This is a genomic window from Shewanella sp. NKUCC06_TVS (assembly GCF_019345515.1).
In the GTDB taxonomy this organism is placed as follows: Bacteria; Pseudomonadota; Gammaproteobacteria; order Enterobacterales; family Shewanellaceae; genus Shewanella; species Shewanella oncorhynchi.
Map to the genome: position 1 here is coordinate 25,956 of NZ_JAHKQX010000004.1, position 25,720 is coordinate 51,675.

The 25,720-nt window shown below is 43.7% G+C and carries 24 protein-coding genes; 7 read left to right on the top strand and 17 right to left on the bottom strand.

Features of this window, described 5'->3' with window-relative positions:
- The first annotated feature begins 191 nt into the window (after nt 1-191).
- Nucleotides 192-323 carry a DUF3149 domain-containing protein gene (locus KO531_RS05510; protein WP_105251481.1) on the top strand — a complete coding sequence of 44 codons (132 nt, stop codon included), beginning with the start codon at nt 192-194 and terminating at the stop codon, nt 321-323.
- A gap of 142 nt (nt 324-465) precedes the next feature.
- Here KO531_RS05510 and KO531_RS05515 read toward each other — a convergent pair whose 3' ends face one another.
- Nucleotides 466-1,077, bottom strand: a complete 612-nt coding sequence (locus KO531_RS05515) for a superinfection exclusion B family protein (protein ID WP_105251480.1) — start codon at nt 1,075-1,077, stop codon at nt 466-468.
- Nucleotides 1,078-1,245: 168 nt separating this feature from the next.
- On the opposite strand from KO531_RS05515, the gene KO531_RS05520 reads away from it, so the two are divergent.
- The gene (locus KO531_RS05520; RefSeq protein WP_105251479.1) at nt 1,246-2,871 is read left to right on the top strand and encodes an ATP-binding protein; all 1,626 of its coding nucleotides are present in this window, start codon (nt 1,246-1,248) and stop codon (nt 2,869-2,871) included.
- 86 nt (nt 2,872-2,957) lie between these two features.
- Here KO531_RS05520 and tcdA read toward each other — a convergent pair whose 3' ends face one another.
- A complete protein-coding gene (gene tcdA / locus KO531_RS05525; protein WP_131524107.1) occupies nt 2,958-3,767 on the bottom strand; it encodes a tRNA cyclic N6-threonylcarbamoyladenosine(37) synthase TcdA in 810 nt (269 codons plus the stop codon).
- Nucleotides 3,768-4,187: 420 nt separating this feature from the next.
- Here tcdA and KO531_RS05530 point away from each other — a divergent pair, with 420 nt between their 5' ends.
- Complete coding sequence (locus KO531_RS05530; RefSeq protein WP_219250584.1) at nt 4,188-5,252, top strand: porin; 1,065 nt, start codon at nt 4,188-4,190, stop codon at nt 5,250-5,252.
- Between the two features lie 435 nt (nt 5,253-5,687).
- Entirely contained in the window at nt 5,688-6,767 is a 1,080-nt protein-coding gene (locus tag KO531_RS05535) for a porin (RefSeq protein ID WP_219250585.1), read from the top strand.
- Nucleotides 6,768-6,933: 166 nt separating this feature from the next.
- Here the strand turns inward: KO531_RS05535 and parC are convergent, their stop codons facing one another.
- The 7 genes from parC to nudF are packed head-to-tail and all read right to left on the bottom strand — an operon-like array spanning nt 6,934 to nt 14,877.
- Nucleotides 6,934-9,210 (bottom strand): DNA topoisomerase IV subunit A, encoded by a 2,277-nt coding sequence (parC, locus tag KO531_RS05540; protein WP_105251475.1) that lies wholly within the window; start codon nt 9,208-9,210, stop codon nt 6,934-6,936.
- A complete protein-coding gene (locus KO531_RS05545; protein ID WP_219250586.1) occupies nt 9,203-10,375 on the bottom strand; it encodes a PQQ-dependent sugar dehydrogenase in 1,173 nt (390 codons plus the stop codon). Before KO531_RS05545 ends, parC begins: the two co-directional genes overlap by 8 nt.
- Nucleotides 10,376-10,427: 52 nt before the next feature.
- Nucleotides 10,428-12,314 carry a DNA topoisomerase IV subunit B gene (gene parE, locus KO531_RS05550; protein ID WP_105251473.1) on the bottom strand — a complete coding sequence of 629 codons (1,887 nt, stop codon included), beginning with the start codon at nt 12,312-12,314 and terminating at the stop codon, nt 10,428-10,430.
- A 56-nt stretch (nt 12,315-12,370) separates the two neighbouring features.
- Entirely contained in the window at nt 12,371-12,946 is a 576-nt protein-coding gene (locus tag KO531_RS05555; protein WP_168826661.1) for a YqiA/YcfP family alpha/beta fold hydrolase, read from the bottom strand.
- 26 nt (nt 12,947-12,972) lie between these two features.
- Nucleotides 12,973-13,812 carry a 3',5'-cyclic-AMP phosphodiesterase gene (cpdA, locus tag KO531_RS05560; RefSeq protein ID WP_105251471.1) on the bottom strand — a complete coding sequence of 280 codons (840 nt, stop codon included), beginning with the start codon at nt 13,810-13,812 and terminating at the stop codon, nt 12,973-12,975.
- Nucleotides 13,813-13,827: 15 nt separating this feature from the next.
- Entirely contained in the window at nt 13,828-14,268 is a 441-nt protein-coding gene (locus KO531_RS05565) for a DUF1249 domain-containing protein (protein ID WP_105251470.1), read from the bottom strand.
- Between the two features lie 6 nt (nt 14,269-14,274).
- Nucleotides 14,275-14,877 (bottom strand): ADP-ribose diphosphatase, encoded by a 603-nt coding sequence (gene nudF, locus KO531_RS05570; RefSeq protein ID WP_028759445.1) that lies wholly within the window; start codon nt 14,875-14,877, stop codon nt 14,275-14,277.
- 244 nt (nt 14,878-15,121) lie between these two features.
- Between nudF and tolC the strand changes: the two genes are divergently transcribed.
- Nucleotides 15,122-16,429, top strand: coding sequence for an outer membrane channel protein TolC (gene tolC, locus KO531_RS05575; RefSeq protein ID WP_105251469.1), 1,308 nt, complete (start codon nt 15,122-15,124; stop codon nt 16,427-16,429).
- Nucleotides 16,430-16,506: 77 nt separating this feature from the next.
- Here the strand turns inward: tolC and KO531_RS05580 are convergent, their stop codons facing one another.
- Genes KO531_RS05580 through KO531_RS05590 form a run of 3 tightly spaced genes read right to left on the bottom strand, consistent with a single transcriptional unit; the run spans nt 16,507 to nt 18,709 of the window.
- Nucleotides 16,507-17,244, bottom strand: a complete 738-nt coding sequence (locus KO531_RS05580; protein WP_219250587.1) for a TIGR04219 family outer membrane beta-barrel protein — start codon at nt 17,242-17,244, stop codon at nt 16,507-16,509.
- A gap of 2 nt (nt 17,245-17,246) precedes the next feature.
- Nucleotides 17,247-18,215: a DUF2333 family protein gene (locus tag KO531_RS05585; protein ID WP_105251468.1), complete on the bottom strand. Its 969-nt coding sequence runs from the start codon at nt 18,213-18,215 to the stop codon at nt 17,247-17,249.
- An 11-nt stretch (nt 18,216-18,226) separates the two neighbouring features.
- On the bottom strand, nt 18,227-18,709 hold the full coding sequence (locus tag KO531_RS05590) for a copper chaperone PCu(A)C (RefSeq protein ID WP_219250588.1): 483 nt from the start codon (nt 18,707-18,709) through the stop codon (nt 18,227-18,229).
- Between the two features lie 33 nt (nt 18,710-18,742).
- Here KO531_RS05590 and KO531_RS05595 point away from each other — a divergent pair, with 33 nt between their 5' ends.
- Entirely contained in the window at nt 18,743-19,480 is a 738-nt protein-coding gene (locus KO531_RS05595; protein WP_028761866.1) for an enoyl-CoA hydratase, read from the top strand.
- A gap of 131 nt (nt 19,481-19,611) precedes the next feature.
- On the opposite strand, the gene KO531_RS05600 is transcribed toward KO531_RS05595, so the two are convergent.
- From KO531_RS05600 to dusA, 3 genes are all read right to left on the bottom strand, one after another.
- Nucleotides 19,612-19,812 carry a PspC domain-containing protein gene (locus KO531_RS05600; protein WP_113941528.1) on the bottom strand — a complete coding sequence of 67 codons (201 nt, stop codon included), beginning with the start codon at nt 19,810-19,812 and terminating at the stop codon, nt 19,612-19,614.
- 151 nt (nt 19,813-19,963) lie between these two features.
- Nucleotides 19,964-20,254 (bottom strand): hypothetical protein, encoded by a 291-nt coding sequence (locus KO531_RS05605; protein WP_168826658.1) that lies wholly within the window; start codon nt 20,252-20,254, stop codon nt 19,964-19,966.
- Between the two features lie 210 nt (nt 20,255-20,464).
- The gene (gene dusA, locus KO531_RS05610) at nt 20,465-21,484 is read right to left on the bottom strand and encodes a tRNA dihydrouridine(20/20a) synthase DusA (RefSeq protein WP_219250589.1); all 1,020 of its coding nucleotides are present in this window, start codon (nt 21,482-21,484) and stop codon (nt 20,465-20,467) included.
- A 748-nt stretch (nt 21,485-22,232) separates the two neighbouring features.
- On the opposite strand from dusA, the gene KO531_RS05615 reads away from it, so the two are divergent.
- Complete coding sequence (locus KO531_RS05615) at nt 22,233-22,697, top strand: chemotaxis protein CheX (protein WP_105251417.1); 465 nt, start codon at nt 22,233-22,235, stop codon at nt 22,695-22,697.
- Between the two features lie 424 nt (nt 22,698-23,121).
- Here the strand turns inward: KO531_RS05615 and alr are convergent, their stop codons facing one another.
- Together alr and dnaB are read right to left on the bottom strand one after the other, a co-directional pair.
- A complete protein-coding gene (gene alr, locus KO531_RS05620) occupies nt 23,122-24,198 on the bottom strand; it encodes an alanine racemase (RefSeq protein ID WP_219250590.1) in 1,077 nt (358 codons plus the stop codon).
- Nucleotides 24,199-24,300: 102 nt separating this feature from the next.
- On the bottom strand, nt 24,301-25,707 hold the full coding sequence (gene dnaB / locus KO531_RS05625; protein WP_105251415.1) for a replicative DNA helicase: 1,407 nt from the start codon (nt 25,705-25,707) through the stop codon (nt 24,301-24,303).
- Nucleotides 25,708-25,720: the final 13 nt, after the last annotated feature.

The following is a 25,720-nucleotide window of genomic DNA, read 5'->3' on the forward strand; positions in this document are numbered from 1 at the left end:
AGAAGAAACAAAGCTAAATTATTTGAACTCGTCGCTGTTAAGCATACTCTTAAATTTGACCAAGATCACAGAGTTAACTAAGGGTTATGACTTTGTATTCCTATGTCGATTTTTTATTGATCGAGATCAGTATTTTAGCTATCGAATACCGCTAATTTAGCGAGGACTTCACAGGAAAGAGGATTTCAGTCATGGCATTTTGGTTAGATCTAATGTTTGGTAACCCCATAGGCTTACTTTCAATGATCGTTATCTTTAGCACAATAGGGATAGTGTCTTATATCACTTGGATGTTCATTGTGAAGTCGGCACCGAAACCATAGTTTTTGCTCCAGTTGTTCTTCATGTTTCTTGTATAAATGCAAAATCTAGGGGGTTCTATCACCCCCATTTTTTTGTTGTCTCGCATATTAAAAATGCTAACTAAACCATAGCTAGCACTCATCCGAGTGAGATAGAACACGCCTATGCTGCGTGTTTTCTGTTTTGTACTAATCCATTCAAAAATTGCGGGCGCGCCTTAATCAACGACTGCATTTCTTCTTGGCTCGGCTCACCTGCTGGCAAACGCAGCACATCACGGTTGAGGTACATACGCGCTTTCATGGCAATCTTATAGTCGGCGGTCGGTCCCTGAATCGCATAATGGCGCTCGTTACCGAGCTTTTCTAAGATGCAGGCATTCACTAAACTTTTTACAGCGGGTTCATTTTGCGGCAGAGTCAAAATCGTGGCGCCTTGAAGAAAGAATTCCCTCACTAAAGCTCGCTCAGCGGGATCAAGTAGATTCACTTTAGCTTCAATCGTCTCAATAACGCGCTTATCACTTAAATGACGGATAGACTCATCTAAGCCTAAGTTAATTAATTGACTCAAAAAATAAGCGATAGAAACGATTAGACCTAATCCAACAAACTGTGCATGTTCTGGCACAAATTTATCGAGCGCCAGCACTGCCAGCACATTAGGGGGAATAAGAAGTAAGACAGAACAACTCACCATAAGCCACAGCATGACTCTAAACATCATTTTCTTCGGGCTAAAAAACTTAACTGAATCCAGCTTGAGTTTAAACATAGTGCTATCCCAGTGACAAAAAATTGAACTTATCGGCTAATAAGCAAATTTAATGCCACAAATGAAGACATATTTCGTTGATTTTATCTGCGAGAAAATGCACTTTCTGGATCTGTAGGTCTATGCTTATAAGCATCTCAAGCCGCTATTGCATAAAGAAAATTTAAGATGCTGACATTCTTTAGCCAACTTATCAAAAGCCCCATAGGCAGGCACCTTACCCTGTCTATTGTACTTTTTAGTTCTGTTATCACCTTAATCACCACTGCGTATCAGTTGATCAGTGATTATCGCAATGATGTAGTGCGTATCGATAGAGTATTTTCCAACATGGAAAAGGTGAACTTAGATGTACTCGCCGCCAGTATTTGGGTTATTGACGAGCGGCTCATTAACACTCAGCTCAATGGGCTAATTCAGCTGCCCGATATTAACTATATTTCGATTAAAGATGACAGCGGCCAAGCATGGAATGCAGGCGAGCAAAAACAAGAACACTCCTTAGATAAAACCTTTCCTTTAGTCTATAAATCACCGACTGAAAACATCAATGTCGGCACACTCGAAATACAAGTCGATGTCGATGCTATCTATCAACGCTTGTATGATAAGGCCATTATCATTCTGCTTTCTAATGGCATTAAAACCTTCTTAGTGGCTGGGTTTATTCTATTTTTAGTGTGGTTCAACATTACTAAACACTTAGATAAACTCAGCCAATACTGCAAAAATATCGACATAGACCATGAATACGAGCCACTACAATTTGACCGTCATGAAAAAATTGATGAATTCAAACAAGTCGCCGATTCCATCAATAGCATGCAAGTACAACTTAGAAGCTCATTTAGCGCCTTAAAGAATTCTAAGACGGAACTGCAAATAGCCTTAGAAGATAGAGAGCGGCTACTCAAGCTAGAACGTAGCTATAAAGAAGAGCTCGCAAGGCAAGTAAAAGAAAGAACACTAGAGTTAGAACAATCCCTTAGCGCACTAAAACGAGCACAACAGGTTTTAGTTGAGCAAGAAAAAATGGCTGCCTTGGGTGGACTCGTGTCAGGGGTTGCCCATGAGATAAACACCCCAATTGGCATTTGTTTGACGGCGGCAAGTGCGCAACTCAGCCATATTGAAGAACTGATCGACCTGATCCACAGCGATCAAGCCACATTAGATGAGATAAATGAAATACTTAATGAGTACCAAGAAAGCTGTGAACTCATTGTCCGTAATATCACTAAAGCCAGTAGTTTAATTCAAAAATTTAAAACGATCGCCATCGATCGTAGTCATGAAGAACACCAATGCTGTAATCTAAACCAGCAGCTACATGAAATCCTAGAATCGACATTAATTATGCATCCCAATGTTAACGCCTCAACGGAGATCAACGTGGAGCCTACACTCAATATCAAAACCAATATCAGTTTGTTAAATCAAATTGTTAGTAATATTCTCTCGAACGCCTTTACTCATGCATTCCAAGGACATGAAGACAATCTTATCCACATTAGTGCGACTTTGGATGAAGAATCAATTCAAATCAGCATTCAAAATAATGGCTTAGCCATTCCAGCCGATGTTGCTGAGCACATGTTCGAACCCTTCTTTACTACAAATCGTAATAAAGGTGGTACTGGCTTAGGATTATCAGCGGCCTTTAATGCCGCAACACTGTTGAAAGGCACTATGAGTTATCGCGCAGACTCAAAACTAGGCGGCCCACAATTTGATATTAAATTTCCATACACTCAATGTGAACCAGTCAATAATCAACAAGATTTTTATATCTAGCTATAACCTAATGAAATTACATAATATTTAAGGGGTATCACCGCCCTTGAAAGCGGTGATGCATAGACTGAATCTAGGTTAAGAGTTTAAACCGCCTCTTGAGCCTGCTGTGCCAATCGCGCTAACACGCGACTTGCCGCCACAAAACCAAATGTCCCAGTGACCATAGTTACAGCCCCAAAACCAGAAGCACAATCCATCCTCATGCTGCCATCAGCCGCCGCTTTAGTACCGCACACTGAGCCATCGGCTTGGGGATACACTAACTGCTCACTGGAAAAAACAGCATCGATAGCAAAACGGCGTTGCACGTTTTTAGAGAAGTTATACTCGCGGCGCAAAATATTACGCACTTTGGCTAGCAAAGGATCTTGGTAGGTTTTAGCGAGATCAGTTAACTGAATTTGCGTCGGATCTGTCTGTCCGCCCGCACCGCCCACTGTCACTATCTTAATTTTTTGACGTTTACACCAAGCAATTAACGCAGCCTTCTGCTTAACGGCATCAATACAATCAATAACATAATCAATATTGCCGCCCTCTTTAGCTCCAAGCAAATACTCGCCTAGATTATCCAATGTAATAAAATCTTCAATTTCATTCACTTGGCAATCAGGATTAATTTCACGGATCCGTTGTGCCATCACAGCAACTTTAGAACCGCCGATGGTGGAGCTAAGAGCATGTATTTGTCGGTTAGTATTAGTGACACAGATATCATCTAAATCTATCAAGCTTATCTGCCCTATGCCGCTCCGCGCTAAGGCCTCTGCCGCCCAAGTACCGACGCCACCAATGCCAATCACCATCACATGAGATGTGGCAAATTTAGCCAACGCCTTTTGTCCATACAAACGGCCAATTCCGCCAAATCGATTTTGATAGGCCTCAGTCATAAATACTTACCTTATATTACCCAATAACAGCAGGAGCGCTTGCACTAGCATCCAGTAGACACCAGCTGGGACAGCTTAAAAGCAACACCAGAAATGTGCCGTGGATTCTAAACGATATCGACATAAACCGAAATCAGATCCTCAGCCACCAAACACTAGATGCAAAGGGATACGAATACTAAATGAGTGTAATAAAAGCAAAGGCCCATCATTTACCACCGAGTCATTTGGTAATCGACTTAATAAAAACATGTATTTCACTTGTAAAACAATATGTTGAATAAGCCATCCTTTATATGAAACTTGATCAAGATCACACTTTATCATTTCAAGTCTGTGCAGACTTTGCCGCATAAAAGCTCAACAGCATGCATAGATACTGAAGTTATCAATGCATATAACAGCGATAAGCACAGGAAAATGAAAAAGAATCTACTGACGACGGCTATTATTTCTAGCCTCACACTCTATTCATTCACAGCACTCGCCGATGGCCCTGAATTCTATGGTCATGCTGATCTTGCCATTACCAATTCAGACACAGGTTATGCAACTCAAAACCAAAAGGAGGGCACTGTTCTTGAAAACAACTTCTCTTGGTTAGGCGTAAAAGGTTCTGAAGCTGTAAGCCCTTACTTTGACATCATTTATCAAATGGAATTTGGTGTCGAAAACTTTGACAACTCAAATAAAACCTTCAATGCCCGTAATACATTCCTAGGGATCAGAAGTGCCGCAGGTACGGCCTTAGTAGGCCGTAACGATACCGTATTTAAATCAGCTGAAGGTAGCTTCGATCTTTTCGGTAATACCAATGCTGATATCGACTTACTGGTTGCAGGCCAAACACGCTCAGCCGATGGCATTTCTTACTATTCACCTAAAATTGCCGATCTCGTGACGCTTAATGCCACTTATCTGATGAGTGATAACTATGACCAAGTGGATAGCAATGGCAACGACGTGTATAGCAAAGATCAAATGTATGCTCTGAGCGCCACCTTAGGGGATAAAGCCTTTAAAGCACAAAACTACTATGTCGCTGCCGCCTATAGTGATGGTATTGATAACGTCGAAGCCTACCGTGGTGTGGCCCAAGCTAAATTCGGTGACATAATCTTAGGTGCCTTATATCAACACAGTGAGCATATAGATGATAAGTTTGCCAATCTCTCAGGCGATACCTATTTTGTCAACGCAGCCTACTTAATTGGCGACTTAAAACTAAAGATTATGTACGGCAAAGATGACTCAGGTCTAGGCAAGTACGTGAGCCGTTATGTTGGCGACCAAAACAACAGTGGCCTAGAACTGGTCCGTGATGTTGACCTACAACAGTTCAGTGTGGGGGCTGATTACCGCCTGAGCACTAAGACTATGGTCTATGGTCACTACACGCGCTTCGATGGTGATCTTATGTTGGCCGATGTGAAGCAAGACCTGAATGACAACATCTTTACTGTCGGTTTACGCGTTGATTTTTAAATAGATTAATCAACTAACCCCAAGGTTATTTATTGATAAAAAAGCGGCTTCGGCCGCTTTTTCTGCTTAGATATCGCCCCCAAACACAAATCTATAACCAATATGACAGACTTGCTACAGCATTAGTATATGCTACAGTTACCCTCGCCGACGCACTATCTAAGGCAATCCGCCTTACCTACCACTTAAGTAGTAAGTGAAAAATAGAGTTTTACCCCTTTCAGGTAAATTTGCAGTCAAGATATAAGGAAAGATCCCAGAAATGGCCCGAATATAGGCAAGGAGAGCCAAAAACATGATCTGCGCCACAGCCTGCGAGTCGTAAAACTGTAAAAATCGGCGGCAACTTTGTTACCGACTCAGGTAGCAAATGCGTTAAACCACACAAAAACCATGAAAAATGGATAAGAACTTAGGTTCGAGGGAGCACAAAACATGAAAAAGACATTCATCTCTGCATCAGTTGCATCAGTATTGGCATTGGCTTCATTCGGTGCGCTAGCCGAAGGCCCAAGCTTCTATGGTCGTTTAGAGCTTGCTCTAACCCATACTGACACAGGTGCCACTCTACAATCAGGTACTAACGGCTTAGAAGCAAACTATGCCGATGAGAATAACGCAGGCACTTATTTAGAAAACAACTTCTCTCTATTAGGTGTTAAAGGCTCAGAAAAAATCGCAGATGGCTTTGAAGCTATCTATCAAATGGAATTCCAAGTTGAAAACACTTCTGGTGCAGGTGATGTTTTCAAAGCACGTAACACTTTCTTAGGTTTAAAAACTAACGCAGGTACTGTGTTAGTGGGTCGTAACGATACCGTATTTAAACAAGCCGAAGGTGCTGTGGATATTTTCGGTAACACTAACGCCGATATCGACCGTTTAGTCACTGCACAAACTCGTAGTGCTGATGGTGTATGGTATTACTCGCCAAAAATTGCAGGCTTAGTAACATTAAACGCTAACTATCAATTTGATGATAATAACGATCAGCTAATCGACGGTAAACCAGCCCCAGCAACGAATGAAAGCTTATACGCACTAAGCGCGACATTGGGTGACAGTAAGTTTAAAGAGCAAAACTATTATGCTGCAGTGGCTTATAACAAAGGCATTGCGGGTGTTGATGCATACCGTTTAGTTGGCCAAGCAAAATTCGGTCAATTCAAAGTTGGTGGTTTATTCCAAAACTCTGAAGATATTGTGAACAATGACATCGAAGGTAACACTTACTTTGTTAACGTTTCTTATGATCTGAACGGTGTGAACCTGAAGGCTGAATACGGCATTGATGAAGCTGGTTTAGGTGGCGCTTACACTAAACTGGGCGGCGTAAAAGGTGCTGATGACATCAACTTCCAAAACTTCAACATTGGTGCTGATTATCGCTTAGCGAAATCAACTATGATCTATGGTCAATACGCTATGTACCGTGGTGATTTTACTGTTGCTAATGCTAAAACAGATCTACAAGATGACAACGTATTCTCTGTAGGCGTACGTTACGACTTCTAATCTCTTACCTAAGAGATAATAGAAACCTACTGTAGTAATACAGTAGGTTTTTTTATGCCTCAAATCTAATCCAAAAGCGCCAAAAATAAAAAACCACCTAAGCCAAACTGAGGTGGTTTTAGTTAACCCATTTAATTCTTTATAGCATTGAAGCCATTACAAAGCATTAGATGCTCGCTAAAGCATCACCACCGTCACCTAATTCAACGCTATCGACACGTTGTAATCCTCTAGGCAATTTTGCACCACGACGACCACGTTCACCTCGATAATGCTCAAGATCGCTTGGCTTCAGTGTGAGTTTGCGCTTACCTGCCCACAAGGTAACCGGCGTATCACTCGGCACTAATTGTAAATGTGTCATAAGTTCATCGCGACTCTTGGCCCTTTCGGTTGGTATGCCAATAATTTTATTACCTTTACCCTTGGATAATTGCGGTAACGCTTCTAGCGAAAACAGTAACATCCGCCCTTCGTTTGTGATCGCTAGCAGTGACATTTCTTTAGTGCGGTCGATCAACTTAGGCGTTAATGATTTAGCGTTTGTTGGTAGACTCAGCAAGGCTTTACCCGCTTTATTGCGCGACACCATATCGTTGTATGAACAAATAAAACCGTAACCCGCATCCGTTGCTAACAAGTAACATTGGTCTTCCTCACCCATCAACACATGCTGCATGGTTTCGCCAGGTGCCATATTGAAGCGAGTAGTAATAGGCTCACCTTGGCTGCGAGCCGATGGCAGAGTATGGCTATCAGTCGCAAAAGCCCGCCCAGACGAATCAATAAACACTGCAGCCTGATTGCTACGTCCCATCGCGCTACATAGATATTGGTCGCCAGACTTATAGGAGAGCGACAAAGGATCGATATCGTGGCCCTTAGCACAACGCACCCAACCTTTTTCAGATAAGACAACAGTCACGGCTTCTGTCGGCGTTAACTCTTGTTCAGTTAATGCTTTGGACTCATTACGCAATACGATTGGCGAGCGACGATTATCGCCATAGGTCTCCGCATCTTGAATTAATTCTTTCTTGATCAACGTCTTCAAGCGACGCTCTGAGCCCAATAACTGCTCCAGTTTTTCGCGTTCGGCTTCAAGCTCATTTTGTTCGGCCGTGATCTTAAATTCTTCTAACTTAGCTAAATGCCGTAACTTTAACTCGAGGATCGATTCGGCTTGTTTATCACTGAGTGAAAAACGGGCCATCAACTCGGCTTTAGGATCATCGTGAAAACGAATAATCTCGATCACTTCATCAATGTTGAGGAAAGCGATCATTAGGGCTTCGAGTATATGTAACCGCGATACCACCTTGTCTAAACGATATTCTAAACGACGTTTAACCGTATCAACGCGGAACTCTAACCACTCAGTTAATAAGGTTTTCAACCCTTTAACTCGCGGACGCCCATCGAGACCTAGCACATTTAAGTTAACTCTAAAGCTCTTTTCTAAATCTGTGGTGGCAAACAAATGCGCCATCAGTTGATCGCAATCGACGCGATTGGAGCGCGGCACCACCACAAGACGCACTGGGTTTTCATGATCCGACTCATCGCGTAAATCGGCCACCATAGGCAATTTCTTCGCCTGCATTTGACCGGCGATTTGCTCTAAGATTTTACCGCTACTGGCTTGATGCGGCAGCGCCGTTATAATGATTTCACCGCCATCGACAGTGTAAACCGCACGTGCTCTTAATGACCCACGGCCCGACTCATAAATTTTTGCAATATCGGCAGACGGGGTAATAATCTCGGCTTCAGTTGGATAATCAGGGCCTGGTACAAAGGCCATCAATTGCTCGAGTTCAAGCTTAGGATCATCGAGCAATGCTACGCAGGCGGAGACTAATTCTCTCACGTTATGCGGCGGAATATCCGTCGCCATACCTACGGCAATACCAGTAATACCATTGAGTAAGATATGCGGTAAACGTGCAGGCAGTACTTTAGGTTCCTTCAAAGTGCCATCGAAGTTAGCACCCCATTCAACCGTACCTTGTCCCAGTTCACTGAGTAACACTTCAGAGAATTTAGAGAGACGTGCTTCGGTATAACGCATAGCCGCAAATGACTTAGGATCATCGGGGGCACCCCAGTTACCTTGGCCATCGACTAACGGGTAGCGATATGAAAATGGCTGCGCCATCAATACCATAGCCTCATAACAGGCACTATCGCCGTGAGGATGGTATTTACCTAATACGTCACCAACCGTACGGGCCGACTTTTTATGCTTAGATTGAGCCGATAAACCTAACTCACTCATCGCATAGATAATTCGACGCTGTACCGGTTTAAGTCCATCCCCAATGTGTGGCAGGGCTCGGTCCATAATGACGTACATGGAATAGTTCAGATAAGCCTCTTCGGTAAAGCGCCGCAATGGCATTTGCTCTACCCCATCGAGACTTAACTTGATAGCGTCACTCATTTTCTTCTAGTTCCTGTGTTTCTTCAGTACTATCGCCCTTATAAAACAAGCGATACACGTTACCTTTTAAATCATCGGAGATGTACATAGCACCATCGGATGCCGATAACAGCGCAAAGGGTCGAGCAACGGGAAATTCACCGTCAAGGAAACTAACAACCGTTTCACGACTCACCACTTTTTGATCTTCAATCTTCAACATCACCACTTGATAGCCAACTTTACTCGAACGATTCCACGAGCCATTTTCGGCGACAAACAACTGATTATGGTAAATATCGGGAAATTGACTGCCGCGATAAAATGCAAGTCCCGTGGGTGCAACATGGGCTGGCAACTCATACATTGGCAGAGTGATTTTTAAGTTTTTCGGTTTTTCATAGGCAGGTTCGACAACACTACTGGCATGTAAATAAGGAAAGCCATAATGACTCCCTATCACATCGATGCGGTTAATCTCATCGGGTGGCAAGTTGTCCCCCATCCAATCACGGCCTTGATCGGCAAACCATAATTTTTTGTCTATTGGCGACCAATCAAATCCACTTGCATCACGCACACCAGCCGCAATCTGCTCACTCGCGCCAGTATCAACATTGATCGCTATGATACTACTGTAAGGCACTGGCGCTTCACAGACGTTACAGGGCGCACCAATAGACACATATAAACGGCCATCTGGGCCAAAATTAATTGCCCGAGAACTTTTCTTCTCTGAGTAAGGTAAGTCACTGTAAATCTCTTTGGGTCGACTCGGGCGGCGCAATCTTTGCTCAATATCAACAAAGCGCACTATTTGATTTTCAGTGGCGACAAACAAGTCACCATTGTGGAATGCAATCGCATCGGGTGATTCAAGCCCTTTGGCTATCACATAGCGCTTATCGACACGACCATCTTGATTACCATCAACGAGAGCATGGATAGTGCCGCTCTTATTAGAACCGACAAATAAAGTGCCATTAGCCCCCATCGCCATCTGCTTAGCATCGCCAATATCCGAGGCATAAAGCGATAAACCAAACCCCTTAGCGACGGTAATCATGATCGATTGGGAACCCGCAAAGGCGCTATTGCAGAGCAATAACGTCACACTCGCTAAGAGTGTAAAACCGGCAGAAAACACCTTTAAGCAATTATAATTATTAGTTTTAATATACAACATTGTAATTTTCTTTATGCCTATGTTTTATTGTTATCGGCAATAGTGCACAACATTAAAGTAAAGCCATGTCACCCTTATCTTCAAGCCAGTTTTTACGGTCCGGCGAACGCTTCTTAGCGAGCAACATATCCATCAAAGCATCCGTTTCTTCGATGTCATCTATCGTCAACTGTACTAAACGACGGGTGTTTGGATCCATCGTTGTTTCACGAAGTTGTAAAGGATTCATCTCACCCAAGCCCTTAAAGCGGGTGACTTGTACCTTACCCTTTTTATTCTCAGCGGCAATACGGTCTAAAATACCCGCTCTTTCTGCCTCATCTAAGGCGTAATAAACCTCTTTGCCGATATCAATACGGAACAACGGCGGCATAGCAATATACACATGACCCTGCTCAACTAAGATACGGTAATGCTTCAAAAATAGCGCGCATAACAAGGTAGCAATGTGCAGTCCGTCTGAGTCGGCATCCGCAAGGATACAAATCTTGCCATAACGTAATTCAGAAATATCACTGCTATCGGGATCGCAACCAATCGCGACCGAAATATCATGGACTTCCTGTGAAGCTAACACCTGCGAAGCATCGACTTCCCAGGTATTCAAGATTTTTCCACGCAGCGGCATGATGGCTTGAAACTCACGATCGCGGGCCTGTTTAGCACTACCACCCGCAGAATCCCCTTCCACGAGGAATAACTCTCCGCGCATCGGATCTTGGCCACTACAGTCTGTCAGCTTACCCGGCAGTGCAGGTCCCGAAGTCACCTTTTTGCGGGCCACTTTTTTGGCGGCCTTTAAGCGACTCTGGGCATTATTAATGCACATTTCGGCTAAGGATTCAGCTAACTCGGTATTTGAGTTCAACCAGAGTGAGAATGCGTCACGCACAACACCAGACACAAAAGCAGCGCATTGGCGACTAGAAAGCTTTTCTTTTGTTTGACCAGCGAATTGCGGTTCTTGCATCTTCACCGACAATATAAACGCGGCGCGATCCCAAATGTCTTCGGGTGAAAGTTTAATGCCACGGGGAATTAAATTTCTGAACTCACAAAATTCGCGCATCGATTCCAATAAACCTTGGCGGAAACCATTCACATGGGTACCACCGAGCGGAGTCGGAATTAAGTTAACATAACTCTCGCCAATGGATTCACCGCCTTCTGGCAACCAAGTAATGGCCCAATCTGCGGCTTCTAGCTGGCCCTTAAAACAGCCGACAAACGGCTCTTCTGGCAATCTTAAATTGTCACCGATAGCCGCCTTTAAATAATCAGTTAGGCCGCTTTCATAGAACCATTCATGGACTTCGTTTGTCTGTTTATTGGTAAATTTGATCCGTAAACCTGGGCACAGTACCGCTTTAGCCCGCAGCAGATAAATCAGTTTTGAATTTGAGAAGTTAGCCGAATCAAAATAGCTCGCATCGGGCCAAAAATGCACTCGAGTCCCCGTATTACGACGGCCACAGGTCCCTGTTGGGCGTAAATCTTCAACCTTAAAGCCATTTTCAAAAGCGATGTCATACACTTGGCCATCACGGCGAACCGTGACTTCGACACGGCGCGACAAAGCGTTAACCACCGAGATACCGACACCGTGTAAACCACCGGAGAACTGGTAGTTTTTATTCGAAAATTTACCGCCAGCATGCAATTTGGTCAGAATTAACTCAACCCCAGGAATGCCTTCTTCTGGGTGGATATCCACTGGCATACCACGGCCATCATCAGTGACTTCGAGGGAGTTATCTGTATGTAGAACAACTTCAATTTTTGTCGCGTGACCAGCCAATGCCTCATCGACACTGTTATCTATGACCTCTTGGCCCAAATGGTTCGGTCTGGAGGTGTCGGTATACATACCTGGACGGCGTTTAACAGGATCGAGTCCGTTGAGAACTTCAATGGCGTCAGAGGTGTATTGATTTGTCATAGGGCACGCTATAGGTTGTTATATCCGGCCATGTTGCGGCTCGGCATGTCAGTTTGTCAAGGTAAGTGTAAAAATTGGCTTACAGTTTGCAGATGCGACTCATAACCAACAAAGCTGTGATCACCACCCGCTTCAACTCGCAATTGACAGTGATGATACTTATTGACCGCTTCGCGATAATCCAGCACATCATCACCTGTCTGCAATAATACCAAAAAACGATCCGGATTGCGGATCACAGCCGTATTAAATTCAGCGACTTCAGACTTATGCTCAGGTAAGACAAGATAATGCTGTTCAGTGTAAGGATTGAATTGCGGCCCCATAAATTCATCGAACAACTCAAAGGGTTTTACCGCAGGATTAACTAACACCGCTTTGCCACCATAGGTTTCGGCTAAATAGCTGGCGAAATACCCGCCTAAAGATGAGCCTATATAAGCTAATGGCTCGTTGGCATCAATCGCCGCCTCAACATAAGCGGTTAAGAGCACCATCGCAGCCTTAGGTGTATTAGGCAATTGGGGCTGATGGAAGGCCACACTAGGGTGATGCAGCGCCATGTACTTAGCCGTCATCACAGCTTTATCTGAAAATGGAGAGCTATTAAAACCGTGAATATAAAGCAGCATATTTCCTCAGGCTGCGGCTATTCGCGTTAATAACCGCTAGAGTTGTTGTCGGGGGAAAAATGGTTACCCGGTACGCGATACACTTTAGTGTTGATGCTACCATCGGCTTTCAACTCCAGCAAACGATAACCCGGTTGAACGCCATCCAAGGCAAAATAAGGCGATAACGGCTTAAATTGAATACAAGTGGAAGGTGTCGCCATCAACTGCAACGTGCCATGGGGCCCATTATGATGGGTATCAATACATTGGTGCACATGTCCCCAGAGCAATCCTTTGACCTGCGGATACTTTGCCACTCGCGCGATAAACTCGGCGCCATTGTCCATGCAGTGCTGATCCAGCCAAGTACAATTCACAACGATGGGATTGTGATGCATCACCAGTAAAGTATGGCATTCAGGATGTGCGGCAATGGCTTCATCAATTAATTCGAACTGAGTCTCGGCCATATTGCCGCCAGGCTTTCCCCGCACGGTTGAATCCAACATGAGGATTTGCCAGTTTCCCGCCAGAATACGCTGCTGCCCAAAAATCTGTTCACCCTGCATGTGCAGATACATGATCCGTGGATCGTCATGATTTCCAGGAAGATAATGGCAAGGTAAGCCAACAGGGGTGACTGCTTTCACAAATTGCTGATAGGACTCAGCCGAATAGTCTTGACTCAAATCGCCCGTGGCGAGCATCAAGTGAGCAGGATAGTCCACAGCTCTAATCGTATTTAATACGGCAGCAAAACTTTTGCTAGTATTAACTCCTAATAGCTGAGCTTCAGGATCGGCAAAAAGATGCGGATCTGTGACTTGCACGATACGCACGCTTTCCCCTTCAGCTATGGAGTAAGAGACAGCCTCTTTCAGCACATTGAATACCCAATTCTAAGACTGGCACACGACACTGTGTTGGTAACCAATCTTTAATAACTCTTCCAGGAATGCATTCACCTGGTACTTTTCATCACTTTGATACATGCGTACATTGGGATAATCATACACTGGGCGTAATTGATAAATCTGTTGGCCAGTTAACACTTCTGCTAATTTAGCATCGTGATAAATTCTCACTAACACCTTGGGAGTATTAATAAACTCCTTGATTTCGATGGGACGAGATATCTCAACTAGCTGAGTATATTTGGTATTTTCTAAAATTCGCACTACTAATATACCAAACTCACCTTCGAGTCGCCATGACTCACCGATAGCTATCTCTAACGGTAACCATTTCAACATGTAGCCATAATTACGCCCGCACAGTGCTAAAAAATCACTGACGTTGGGTTTATAGCGCCGTTTTAGACTCGAAGTAGCCAAATTCATCCCAACTTAAACCAGTTGCTGATAGTTTAATTGTAACCATTGTAATCCAATAACGGTCGACGCATTATCAATCTCGCCCGCAACCACTCGCTCATAAGCTTGCTCGCGGCTCATGACATGCAATCGAATATCTTCGTGCTCTTCAGCTAATCCATGCAATCCACGGGCATCGTTTGAATCGACATCAGCCCAATAGAAATAGAAACGTTCTGTACTACCACCTGGGCTCGCTAAATAGCTATTTACACTGTGTATTTGCTTAGCCATTAAGCCAGTTTCTTCCATTAATTCTCGGTGTGCAACATCCAGAGGCGTTTCTGCGGGCGCAATCATACCCGCGACTAACTCAAGAAGCCAAGGAGATTTAGCGGTTGCTAATGCAGGAAAGCGTACCTGTTCGATGAGTACGACTTTATCTTGCTTGGCATCATAGGGAAGGACGACCACAGCATGACCCCGTTCAAACACTTCGCGAGTGACAGGCTTACTCCAGCCACCAGCGAATAATTTATGCTTGAAAGTGTATTCGTCCATTGAGAAAAACCCTTGATAAAGGGATTTTTTTCCTAAGATCTCAATATCCGTTTGCGAAAAAACAGGGGGTTTCATACTCTATCCTTAAAAGTTAAATTTGCGCCTACAATCAAGGCAATTTGAGCACATTTTTAAAATAAAATCTGTTACACTTCGAATTTGACTTGAAAGTGTCAGAGTTCTTAGACTCTAGGTCATTAAGTTTTAGCTGTATCGGGAAGCGTCGGGAAGCGCAAACCGCCTTGGTAAAGGCATTACTTAGTCTAAACGAAGTTAAAATATTCCTCCGTGGGGGGATTTTGTCTAATAAGGACAGCAAATGAAATTTAAGATCCATAATTTATGCGCAGCATTAACACTTGCGGCTTCCGCTTCAGCGGTGCAAGCAGATGATTTGTTGCAAATTTATCAGCAAGCACTGACCAGCGACCCGCTCGTATTGCAAGCCCAAGCCCAGCGTAATGGTTTGTTTGAGAAAATCGAACAAAACCGCGCTCCGCTGTTGCCAACCATTAGTGCAAACGTCGGTTATGACAAAGCTTGGAATGATCCGAAGGATGATGCAAGTGGTCTAGTAGGTAGCCTGAAATTAAATCAAGTCATCTATGATCACAGTGCTTGGGTTGGTTTAAGTCTTGCTGAGAAAGCCGCTTCTCAAGCTGATTCCGCTTATGCTTCCGCATTACAAAACTTGATTACTCGTATCACTAAAGCCTATTTCGATGTATTAACGGCGAAAGACAACTACGAGTTCCAAGGTGCAGAAAAACGCGCAATCGAGCGTCAACTTGAACAAACTAAACAACGTTTCGCAGTGGGTTTAACCGCGATTACCGATGTGCATGAAGCTCAAGCGCAATATGACTTGGCCTCAGCCACTGAAATTTTAGCCGAAAACACGCTCGCCAATAGTTATGAAGCCTTACGTGAAATCACCGGCATCGATCACAAGACGATTAATGTGTTAGATACCAACCGTTTCTCAGCAGTTACGCCAGCGCCAACGTCATCTAGCGAATGGTTAAAAATTGCTGAAACCAATAGTGTTGATTTAATGACTCAACGTATTGGTAAAGATATTGCTCAAGAGACCATTAAGCTTTATCAAGCAGGCCACATGCCGTCTTTAAGCTTAAATGCCGGTTACAACAAAGGTCTTGAGCAAAAAATGGGGAATCTCAACGAACCTGATTTTGATAATGTCAGCGTTGGTGTCAACTTAAGCATTCCGATTTTCGAAGGTTTTAAAGTCAGCTCACAAGTTAATGAAGCACAATTCCAGTATGTTGAAGCAAGTGAAAAGCTTGAGCAAATTTACCGTGGTGTAGTGAAAAACGTTCGTAATAACTACAACAACGTAGGTGCTTCTATCAGCTCAATCAAAGCTTATGAGCAATCTGTTATTTCATCAGAAAGTGCCCTAAAAGCCACTCAAGCGGGTTTCGAAGTGGGTACTCGTACTATCGTTGATGTTTTGAACCGTACCCGTGACTTGTACGACTCAAAACGTAAATTATCCGATGCGCGCTATAGCTACATCAACTCAGTTGTTGCACTAAAGCAAGCTGCGGGTACATTGAATGAAGATGATGTCATCGCCATCAATAATGGCTTGATTGCACAGTAACAACGCTCTCAGTCATTAAATATAAAAAAACCGCCATTTGGCGGTTTTTTTATGCTTAAAAGTTAAAATCAACAAAATTAGAAATTGATTTCAACACCCGCAAAATAACCTTTAAATTTAGTATCAGCACTCACACCCGAGAAATTACTCACATCGAATAAAAATTCACGGTAGCCTACACGTACACGGGTATCAACGGCCAAACCATCAAATTGCCAACCTAAACCAATAGCATAGTCGTGCACGCTTGACTCATTGACGCCCTGCATCAAATCAGCAAAACCGTACAAGCCTAAGCCAGGCATACCTACATGCGTACTGGCGTAACCCATCACAATACCGCTATCGACATCTTTCTCTTCTGGGTGACCAGGGTCTTGAACACGCAGTGAACCATTCATTAACTTGTATGCTGCACCAAGGTCCAATGACACTATGTCGTTGTCCAATATTTCGTAATACAGCACGAAATCTGTGTTGCTCAAATCAGTATAAGCAGTAACATTGCCTTTAAAATCATGCCCATTGAAGTTGAAATCAGCATCCGACATGCCGCCTTTCTGATCTAAGCTATTTTCACGGATTTTAATGTTAGGGACAAATGGCAATGGGTGCTCAACTGCAATCCAATAACTGCCTTGAGCAGATGAACTGTAATCAAATGTTTGTTGTGGTTGACCTTTATCAGCAAAAGTACCGCTAGTATCGGCGCGCCAGTAATCACCACCAATCGTAAAACCAACCACAGTTGCCGCTTGGGCAGATGAGGCCATACAGAATCCTAATACCGCAGTGGCGAGGAGAGTTTTTTTCATAATTAACCTTGAGATAGCAAGTTCGTTAAATCAATCACCGCGGCATTCGCACGCGACACATAGTTAGCCATAACCAATGAATGATTAGCGACTAAGCCAAAACCGCTGCCATTCAGCACAACAGGGCTCCAGACAGTTTGCTGAGTCGCCTCCAGCTCACGAATGATCTGTCTTAGGCTCACTTCAGCATTTTTCTTCTTCAATACGTCAGCAAAGTCAACTTCAACTGCGCGCATAAAGTTCAACAACGCCCATGAAGCACCACGGCTCTCATAGAAGACATCATCAATTTTCCACCAACTGGTTTTTACCTGATGGCTGGTCAAATTTGGGGTTGATTGACGCGCCGAATTGTCACCAGCTAGGTCTGTATTTAAGCGCTCTTGGCCAACGCTGGCAGATAAACGCTGCGACATACTGCCCAGACGTTTCTGCACTTCTTTCAACCATTCATTAAGGTTGTCAGCACGGGCATAAAACTGTGCATCTTGATTATTTGGGTCCATCATGCGGGCACGGTAAAGCTTCAGCAATTTGATTGCATCGCGATATTCGCTTTCGGCACTCGGTACTAACCAGCTAGTGTGGTCAATATTGAGCTTAGATTGGGCTTCGCCTAAATCTTTGTCCGCTGCAGATTGTGACTGTGAGCGGCTAAACTCTTTACGCATAATCAAGGCTAAATCACGGGCTTGCTCCAAAGCACCATATTCAAATGCGGGCATGTTATCCATGAAGATGGAAGGTGGCATCACATCGTTTGATAACCAACCACCTTGCTTATCGAGTAAATTTTCGACTGTGAGGATTAGCGATGTAGTGGTAGCGTACCCAACAATATTCTTATTGGATGCTGTTAATTGTTGAGGGCTAATCGGATCCGGTTCGATACTCCACCATACACTCACGCCATAACCGATTAATACTAAAAATAAACCGACCCCGGTAACTTTTTTCCATGTAATTTGCATCAAGCGACTCCTTAATGATGGTGATGATGCTCTTGCTCTGCGGCGTTTTCTACTGCTTTACTAACAGGCAGGGTAATTGCCATTTTCTCGCCACCGTCAAACTCTAATTGCAGTTCAACTTGTTGCTCTAACACCAATGGTGCTTTTAAGCCAAGCAACATGACGTGATCCCCTGACGGCGTTAACGTTAATGTGCCATGGGAGGGGATGTCAAAACCTTCAACATGGCGCATCTTCACCATGCCTTGGTCTTCGATAATCGTGTGTAATTGGGCATCCTTTGCCACAGTCGTACTGACACCGATAAGACGAATCGCTTTATCTGTGTGGTTTTCAAGCGTAAAGTAAGCGGCAGTATTTGGTACTGTCTCAGGCATGGCGCGTATATGACCTTCAGTCATGACTACGTTCGCCAACACTGAAAATGATGCACAAGATAAAACTAGACAATTAAACAGCTGTTTGAATATTGGTTTCAATGTCTTAAACTCCATGTCTACCCAATGTCGTCGTAAAGGAAACAACCCATGAGTCATATACAGGTTCAGGATGATCAGGGCGTGCGTATTATTAGCTTTAATCGCCCTGATAAACGCAATGCACTTGATCTTAATATGTATAAACAACTGACAGAATACCTGATCGAAGGTGAAGCAGACAACGACATTCGTGCCTTTATGCTCCATGGCCAAGATAATTGTTTCACCTCAGGCAATGATGTTGCTGACTTTTTGAAAAATAGTGACTTAGGGCCAAATCATCCCGCAGTACGTTTCTTATTTTGTCTGCTCGAACTCAAAAAACCTCTGGTGGCTGCTGTTTCTGGTGCCGCCGTCGGTATAGGGACAACCGTACTGCTACATTGCGATCTGGTATACGCTGACAACACGGCGAAATTTCAACTTCCCTTCGTCAACTTGGCTCTCGTGCCGGAAGCGGGGGCTAGCCTACTCTTACCTGAACTCATTGGTTATCAAAAAGCGGCTGAGTTACTGCTACTTGGTGAAAGTTTTAATGCCGAGACGGCCCATAGACTCAATATGATCAACGAAATTGTGGCCCATGAAGATTTACTCAGTTATGCATTATCTCAGGCAAAAAAATTGGCCAATCAACCGCCACAAGCACTACAAATCACACGTCAATTAATGCGTCCGCATAAAAATCGTGTACAACACCAAATGCACCAAGAACTTGAACAATTTAGCGCTAGGCTAAAAAGTGATGAAGCCAAAAGCAGATTTCAGGCTTTTTTGAAAAAGTAGTCTGCAAGGCAGTATGCACATACATTTTCGCATGAGGGTCAAAGTGCCCTCTTCTTGATAGGTTTAACTACATCATTTTAAATCAAAACAAGCCACTTATTAGCTCATCAACACCAGCCATCACGGCATGCTTAGGCTGGTTTTTTCCATTGGTCAACTAACAATGCTAAAACAAAGTAAATTAGCAAACTTACACCCGGCATAAATACAACTGCACCAGCCCACACCGCACGAGTCCAAAAACAAGACCAATCAAATTTCCACGCCATGCCTGCAGCAACACCACACACTAACCGCTCTGGACTCTCCATACGCACTTTTAATCGTTTCATCTAAAACCTCGGCTCAGTTGATCGCGAACTTATTTATCACTAACACTATGCCACTGAAACCAGCAAATAATGCCTGAAAACAACGCAAGACTAATTACAGGTAACAGTAGCAATGTCATCAAAGGTGCTACAAACCACATAAGCAGATCCTTTACTTAGCGCTATATTCATCGACACCTGCCGATTCACCTTTATTTTCAGCGTTTAAGCTAAGTTGACTGTTGAAGTCATAAATACTTTCAGCCAGTTGTGTTTGCAATGACATCACAAATTCACGCTTTACACTGACGAACAATTCTTGTGTCTGCGCAGTTAATGTTTGCTCAATAGTTCCCACAACATCTGATATTGGTGCGGCTTCTGCGTGTGCTGCAACGCTACCGACTAACGCGCCTAATAACACACTCATTTGTACTGATTTTTTAATGGTTAACATAAACATGATGGCATCCCTTTCGATTAATTAACTTGACGAAGGGACTATTACAAACTGCGTGCCAACTTATAATAATATTTTTAACATCATGATTATAATCACTTTAAAGTATTTTAAGTGAACGGAATGAGATATGGAAATGAATAGGGAAATAACAAGTGGTGAAAAATACTACTCAAACTAGTAAATTTCACCATCTTTTAAGTTGATTATAAATCACTCAGTGACTTCAGTTTGAATACTCTGAAAAGCCTGTTTTACCACTTCTATCCCAGCGCCGTTTTTATGGGCATTTTCACTCAAATAACGACGCCAAGCGCGGGCACCTGGTAAACCTTGAAATAAACCTATCATATGACGAGTTACATGATTGAGCCGGCCACCAAACTGCAAATGCGCTTCAATATAAGGCAGCATAGCCTCAATCACTGCCTCGCGGCTGATCACTGCTTTTTGACTGCCACACAATATTTGATCCACCTGCGCCAGAATATAAGGATTCTGATAAGCCTCGCGCCCCATCATTACTCCATCGAGCTGCACTAAATGAACTTGTGCTTGCTCGAGAGTTGTTACGCCGCCATTAATACCAATATTAAGTGCAGGATAATCACGCTTAAGTTGATACACACGCTCATAATCGAGCGGCGGGATCTCGCGATTCTCTTTTGGGCTTAACCCTTGAAGCCACGCCTTACGCGCATGGATAGTAAAATCCGTACACCCTTTTGCACTGACCACATCAATAAACTGGGTTAAAAACGCATAACTATCTTGTTCATCAATTCCGATACGCGTTTTCACAGTCACAGGAATATCAACGACTTGTTTCATGGCGTCAACACACTCAGCCACTAACTCAGGTTCTGCCATCAAACACGCGCCAAAGCGACCATTCTGCACTCGATCGGAAGGACAACCCACATTGAGGTTAACTTCATCGTAGCCTCGCTCAGCAGCGAGTTTAGCGCAACGAGCCAAATCTAAGGGATTAGAGCCACCTAACTGCAACGCCAAAGGATGTTCTTCTTGGTTATATGCCAAGTAATCACCACGACCATGCAATATCGCTCCTGTTGTCACCATTTCCGTATACAACAAAGCATTAGCCGACATCAAACGTGCAAAATAACGATAATGACGGTCCGTCCAATCCAACATGGGCGCAACGCTAAATGTCCTATCGATTGGAATAGTTGATATAACAGGGGTTTTACTCATTTTAGATTGAATCATTACTCTCACATTCTATTAAGCGGTTTTCACATATTTGTGCATTGGTCTAATTGCTAAGTATCCTGTGAGGTATCCCAAATTATAAGATTGAGCGCTCAAGATGGTGTTCCCAGTAATTGACTCGGAAACACGTACTGAACAACACACTACAAATGCGTCGTTAGGGTGAAGCAAAAAGTGAGACAGTTTACAGCGAACATCGCACTTTTACAAAGTCAGCTAAGACGCTCAAGGCCAAGACGCCTTTTTGATAGCACTCAACAATGCCGAAAATAGCCATATAAAATGGGATTACGTAAGGCGCGATGAGATAGAGAGTTGAGTAGCAACGCCTTCTCACAAGTTCAAGTGCAAATAAAAGTCGAGTTACTCCATAAAAAGGCTAAAAAACTTTGCAGCATCGGCACTCATGAGCCACTATGAATGGGGCTAATGCAGCCGATATATTGCCATTTTTTGTATGTATGAGACGTAAAACAACGCCATTTGACGATAAGCCTCTTCCAAACAAACTTATAAACCATGATACAAAACGGTCTAAACAATAAAGGGCACGGTTATATGGAGCTTTAGCGGCCTATAACTCAGATAAATGATAAGAATATCTTTAAATTAGCCTCACATTTATAGCGGTCTCATCTAAGCTGATAGAATGTGATCAAGATTGCTGTCGATAAGCAACTTTTCTAATAGCCTTAAGCAATGCCATTACTCCATGGTTTAGGCTCAAAAGAGGACAAACTTAGGCATGAACGTTAATTTTATTAATCCTTTCCTCCAATCTTTGCTCAATGTCATATCTACGATGGCGAGCATGGATTTGACGCCGGGCAAACCCCAAATCAAAGTAGATAACTTAGCTAAGGGTGATGTATCCGGCCTAATCGGTCTTGTAGGACCCCAAACAAAAGGATCACTGTCGATTACCTTCGAACAAAAGCTTGTTTTGCAGATAATGCAGAATATGCTGGGCGAAAACCCGGGTAAAATTAACGAGGAAGTGACTGACTTAGTAGGCGAAATTACGAATATGGTGACTGGTGGCGCAAAAAATCTTTTGGGTCAAAAAGGCTATGAATTTGAAATGGCCACTCCTATGGTCGTATCAGGAAAAGGCCATACTATTTCCCATAAAGCTAATGGCACTAAGATTATCATGCCATTTACAAGCCCGCATGGTACTGCTTATATTGAAATATGTTTTGAAAACTAATAGCTTAAATACATCAAACCAGTCAGCTCAAAATACATTAACTATCCTGTCGCTCTGGATCTTATGTTTCATTCGCTTTTTTAAAGCCAGACAACAAAGATCAGAACGGCTGGTTTACCGTAACCTGAATTGAGGTATTTTTATCGTCTATTTTGCCGCCTAACACCAGTTCAGCACAGCTTCATCCTCAGGTCCAAAACATATTGCGTCGCCAACGGTGAACTGCAAACCACTATTTTGCTTATCTCAGCCCTACAGGTTCGACACTTCTCCCGCTAACAAATAACTATAATTCATAGTGTTATTTGCAGTAACCATTCGTGTAGTGGCAATTATTCATCCTGACACTTTACATAAAAGAAAACGGTGTTTAATCACCGTTTTCTTGCTAAAAAGTGTCCCAGAATAATTCTATCTGTCAGGGTTAAGCTAAGCAAACAGCAACCCTTGGCGTAAGCTTAGTGACTAATTCGTAAGCGATAGTGCCGATATGTTCAGCGACTTCCTCCACGGGTAATGCCTTACCCCACAGCAATGCACTATCCCCAACTTTATCTTGCGCCCCTTGGCCTAAGTCAACAGTCAACATGTCCATAGAAACACGGCCGACTATGGGTACGCGGCGACCATTGACCCACACGGGTGTGCCTTCCGGTGCATTGCGAGGATAACCATCACCATAACCAATCGCCACTACACCTAAACGAGTATCTTGCTTCGCGGTCCAGAAACAACCATAGCCCACTGGCTGATTGGCTTTATGATCCCGTACCGCAATCAACTGTGATACCAATTCCATCGCAGGAACTAGCCCGTGATTCGCACCGCAATCACCAGTAACAGGAGATACGCCATAGAGTGCAATACCAGGACGGATCCAATCGCCTTGGCTCTGAGGCCAATACAAGGCACCAGCAGAGTTTGCTAAGGTTCTAAATCCGGGCAAGCCTGCCGTTAACGTATTAAAAGCCGCCATCTGTACTGAGGTATAGGTGTTTTCAGGCTCGTCCGCACAGGCAAAATGTGTCATCAAATGGATCGGTTTTGCCACATTTGGACAGGCCATTAACCTTGCGTAAACCGTTGAAAATTGTTCGGGCGTAAAACCTAAACGATGCATGCCTGAATCCACTTTAAGCCAGACAGTGACAGGTTTTGACAACACAGTTTGCTCTAACATTTCAAGCTGAGAACTGTGGTGCACTACAGTGTCGATATCATGCCCGACGAGTAACGGAAGATCGGTGGCACGGAAAAAACCTTCTAGTAATAACAAACGCGCTGTCACGCCGCCCGCTCGTAATTCTAAGGCTTCATCCAATCGTGCTAGGCCAAAGCCATCGGCATTGACTAAACAATTAGCGACATTCAATAATCCATGACCATAACCGTTCGCTTTAACGACGGCCATCACACGACTCGCTGGTGCCTGTTGACGCAACGCAGCGAGATTGGTTTGCAGTGCACTACTGCTAATTTCTGCACGGGGAAAAGGGTTCAAAATTTACCTTGTTTACTCAGGAAATAAAAAGTCACGGATATAAAAAATACATCAATACAGCTCATCTTCTGCAAACGCAAACTGACTGTTTTTAAACGTCAATTAATCTTCTTCAAACTGCGGCCCAGCATAATTATCGAAACGCGAAAATTGGCCTTGGAAAGTGAGCCGCACCCGACCAATGGGGCCGTTACGTTGCTTACCAATGATGATTTCTGCCGTGCCTTTATCTTGAGAATCGTTGTTATACACTTCATCGCGATAAATAAACATGATGAGATCCGCATCTTGCTCGATAGCACCCGATTCACGTAAATCCGAGTTAACAGGACGTTTATCGGCCCTTTGTTCGAGCGAGCGGTTAAGCTGCGACAGGGCAATAATCGGGATTTCCAACTCTTTTGCTAATGCTTTCAGCGAGCGTGAAATTTCAGAAATTTCTAAGGTACGGTTATCTTTTAAGGCGGGCACCTGCATTAACTGCAGGTAATCTATCATGATCATAGATAAACCACCGTACTCACGGGCGATACGACGCGCGCGGCTGCGAACTTCTGTCGGGGTTAATCCCGAACCATCATCAATATACATTTTGCCTTGCTCGAGCATGATACCCATGGTCGATGAAACCCGCGCCCAATCTTCATCATCGAGCTGACCAGTACGGATTTTGGTTTGATCAACGCGGCCCAAGGAGGCCAACATACGCATCATAATCTGTTCTGACGGCATCTCGAGACTGAAAATAAGTACAGGTTTATCTTCATTCATTGCGGCTTGTTCGCACAAGTTCATCGCGAAGGTGGTTTTACCCATAGAAGGACGCGCAGCAACGATAATCAAGTCGCCAGACTGAAACCCTGCCGTCATTTTATCGAGATCGTTAAAACCGCTCGATACTCCAGTCACACCGTTGTGGGGGTTGTTATAAAGCTGCTCAATCTTATCGACGGTTTTTTCCAGAATAGTTTTGATACCTTCGGGACCTTCATTAGCATTGGTTCGCATCTCTGCGATCTTAAATACTTTACTCTCAGCAAGGTCGAGTAATTCACCCGAGTCACGACCTTCTGGGTTATAGCCCGCATCGGCAATCTCATGTGCGACACGGATCATGTCACGGACCACAGCCCGCTCACGGACAATTTCAGCGTAAGATAAAATATTACCCGCACTTGGGGTATTTTTCGCAATCTCACCTAAATAGGCAAAACCACCAGCATCTTCTAATTGATTTTCAACTTCTAGCTGTTCAGAAACCGTGATCAAATCGATCGGTTGCCCTAAATCAACCAATCTGTGCATGGCAGAAAAGATCATCTTATGTGAGCGAGAATAAAAATCCTCTTTTACGACAGCCTCTGCGACCCTGTCCCACGCTTCGGCATCTAACATCAAGCCGCCTAATACCGATTGTTCAGCCTCAATTGAATGCGGTGGCAGCTTGAGTCCATCAAGCTGCAAATCTCTTGGCTTACTTTTAGGCTTAAAAGCACCTTGTTGTGACATTAACGCTCCCGAT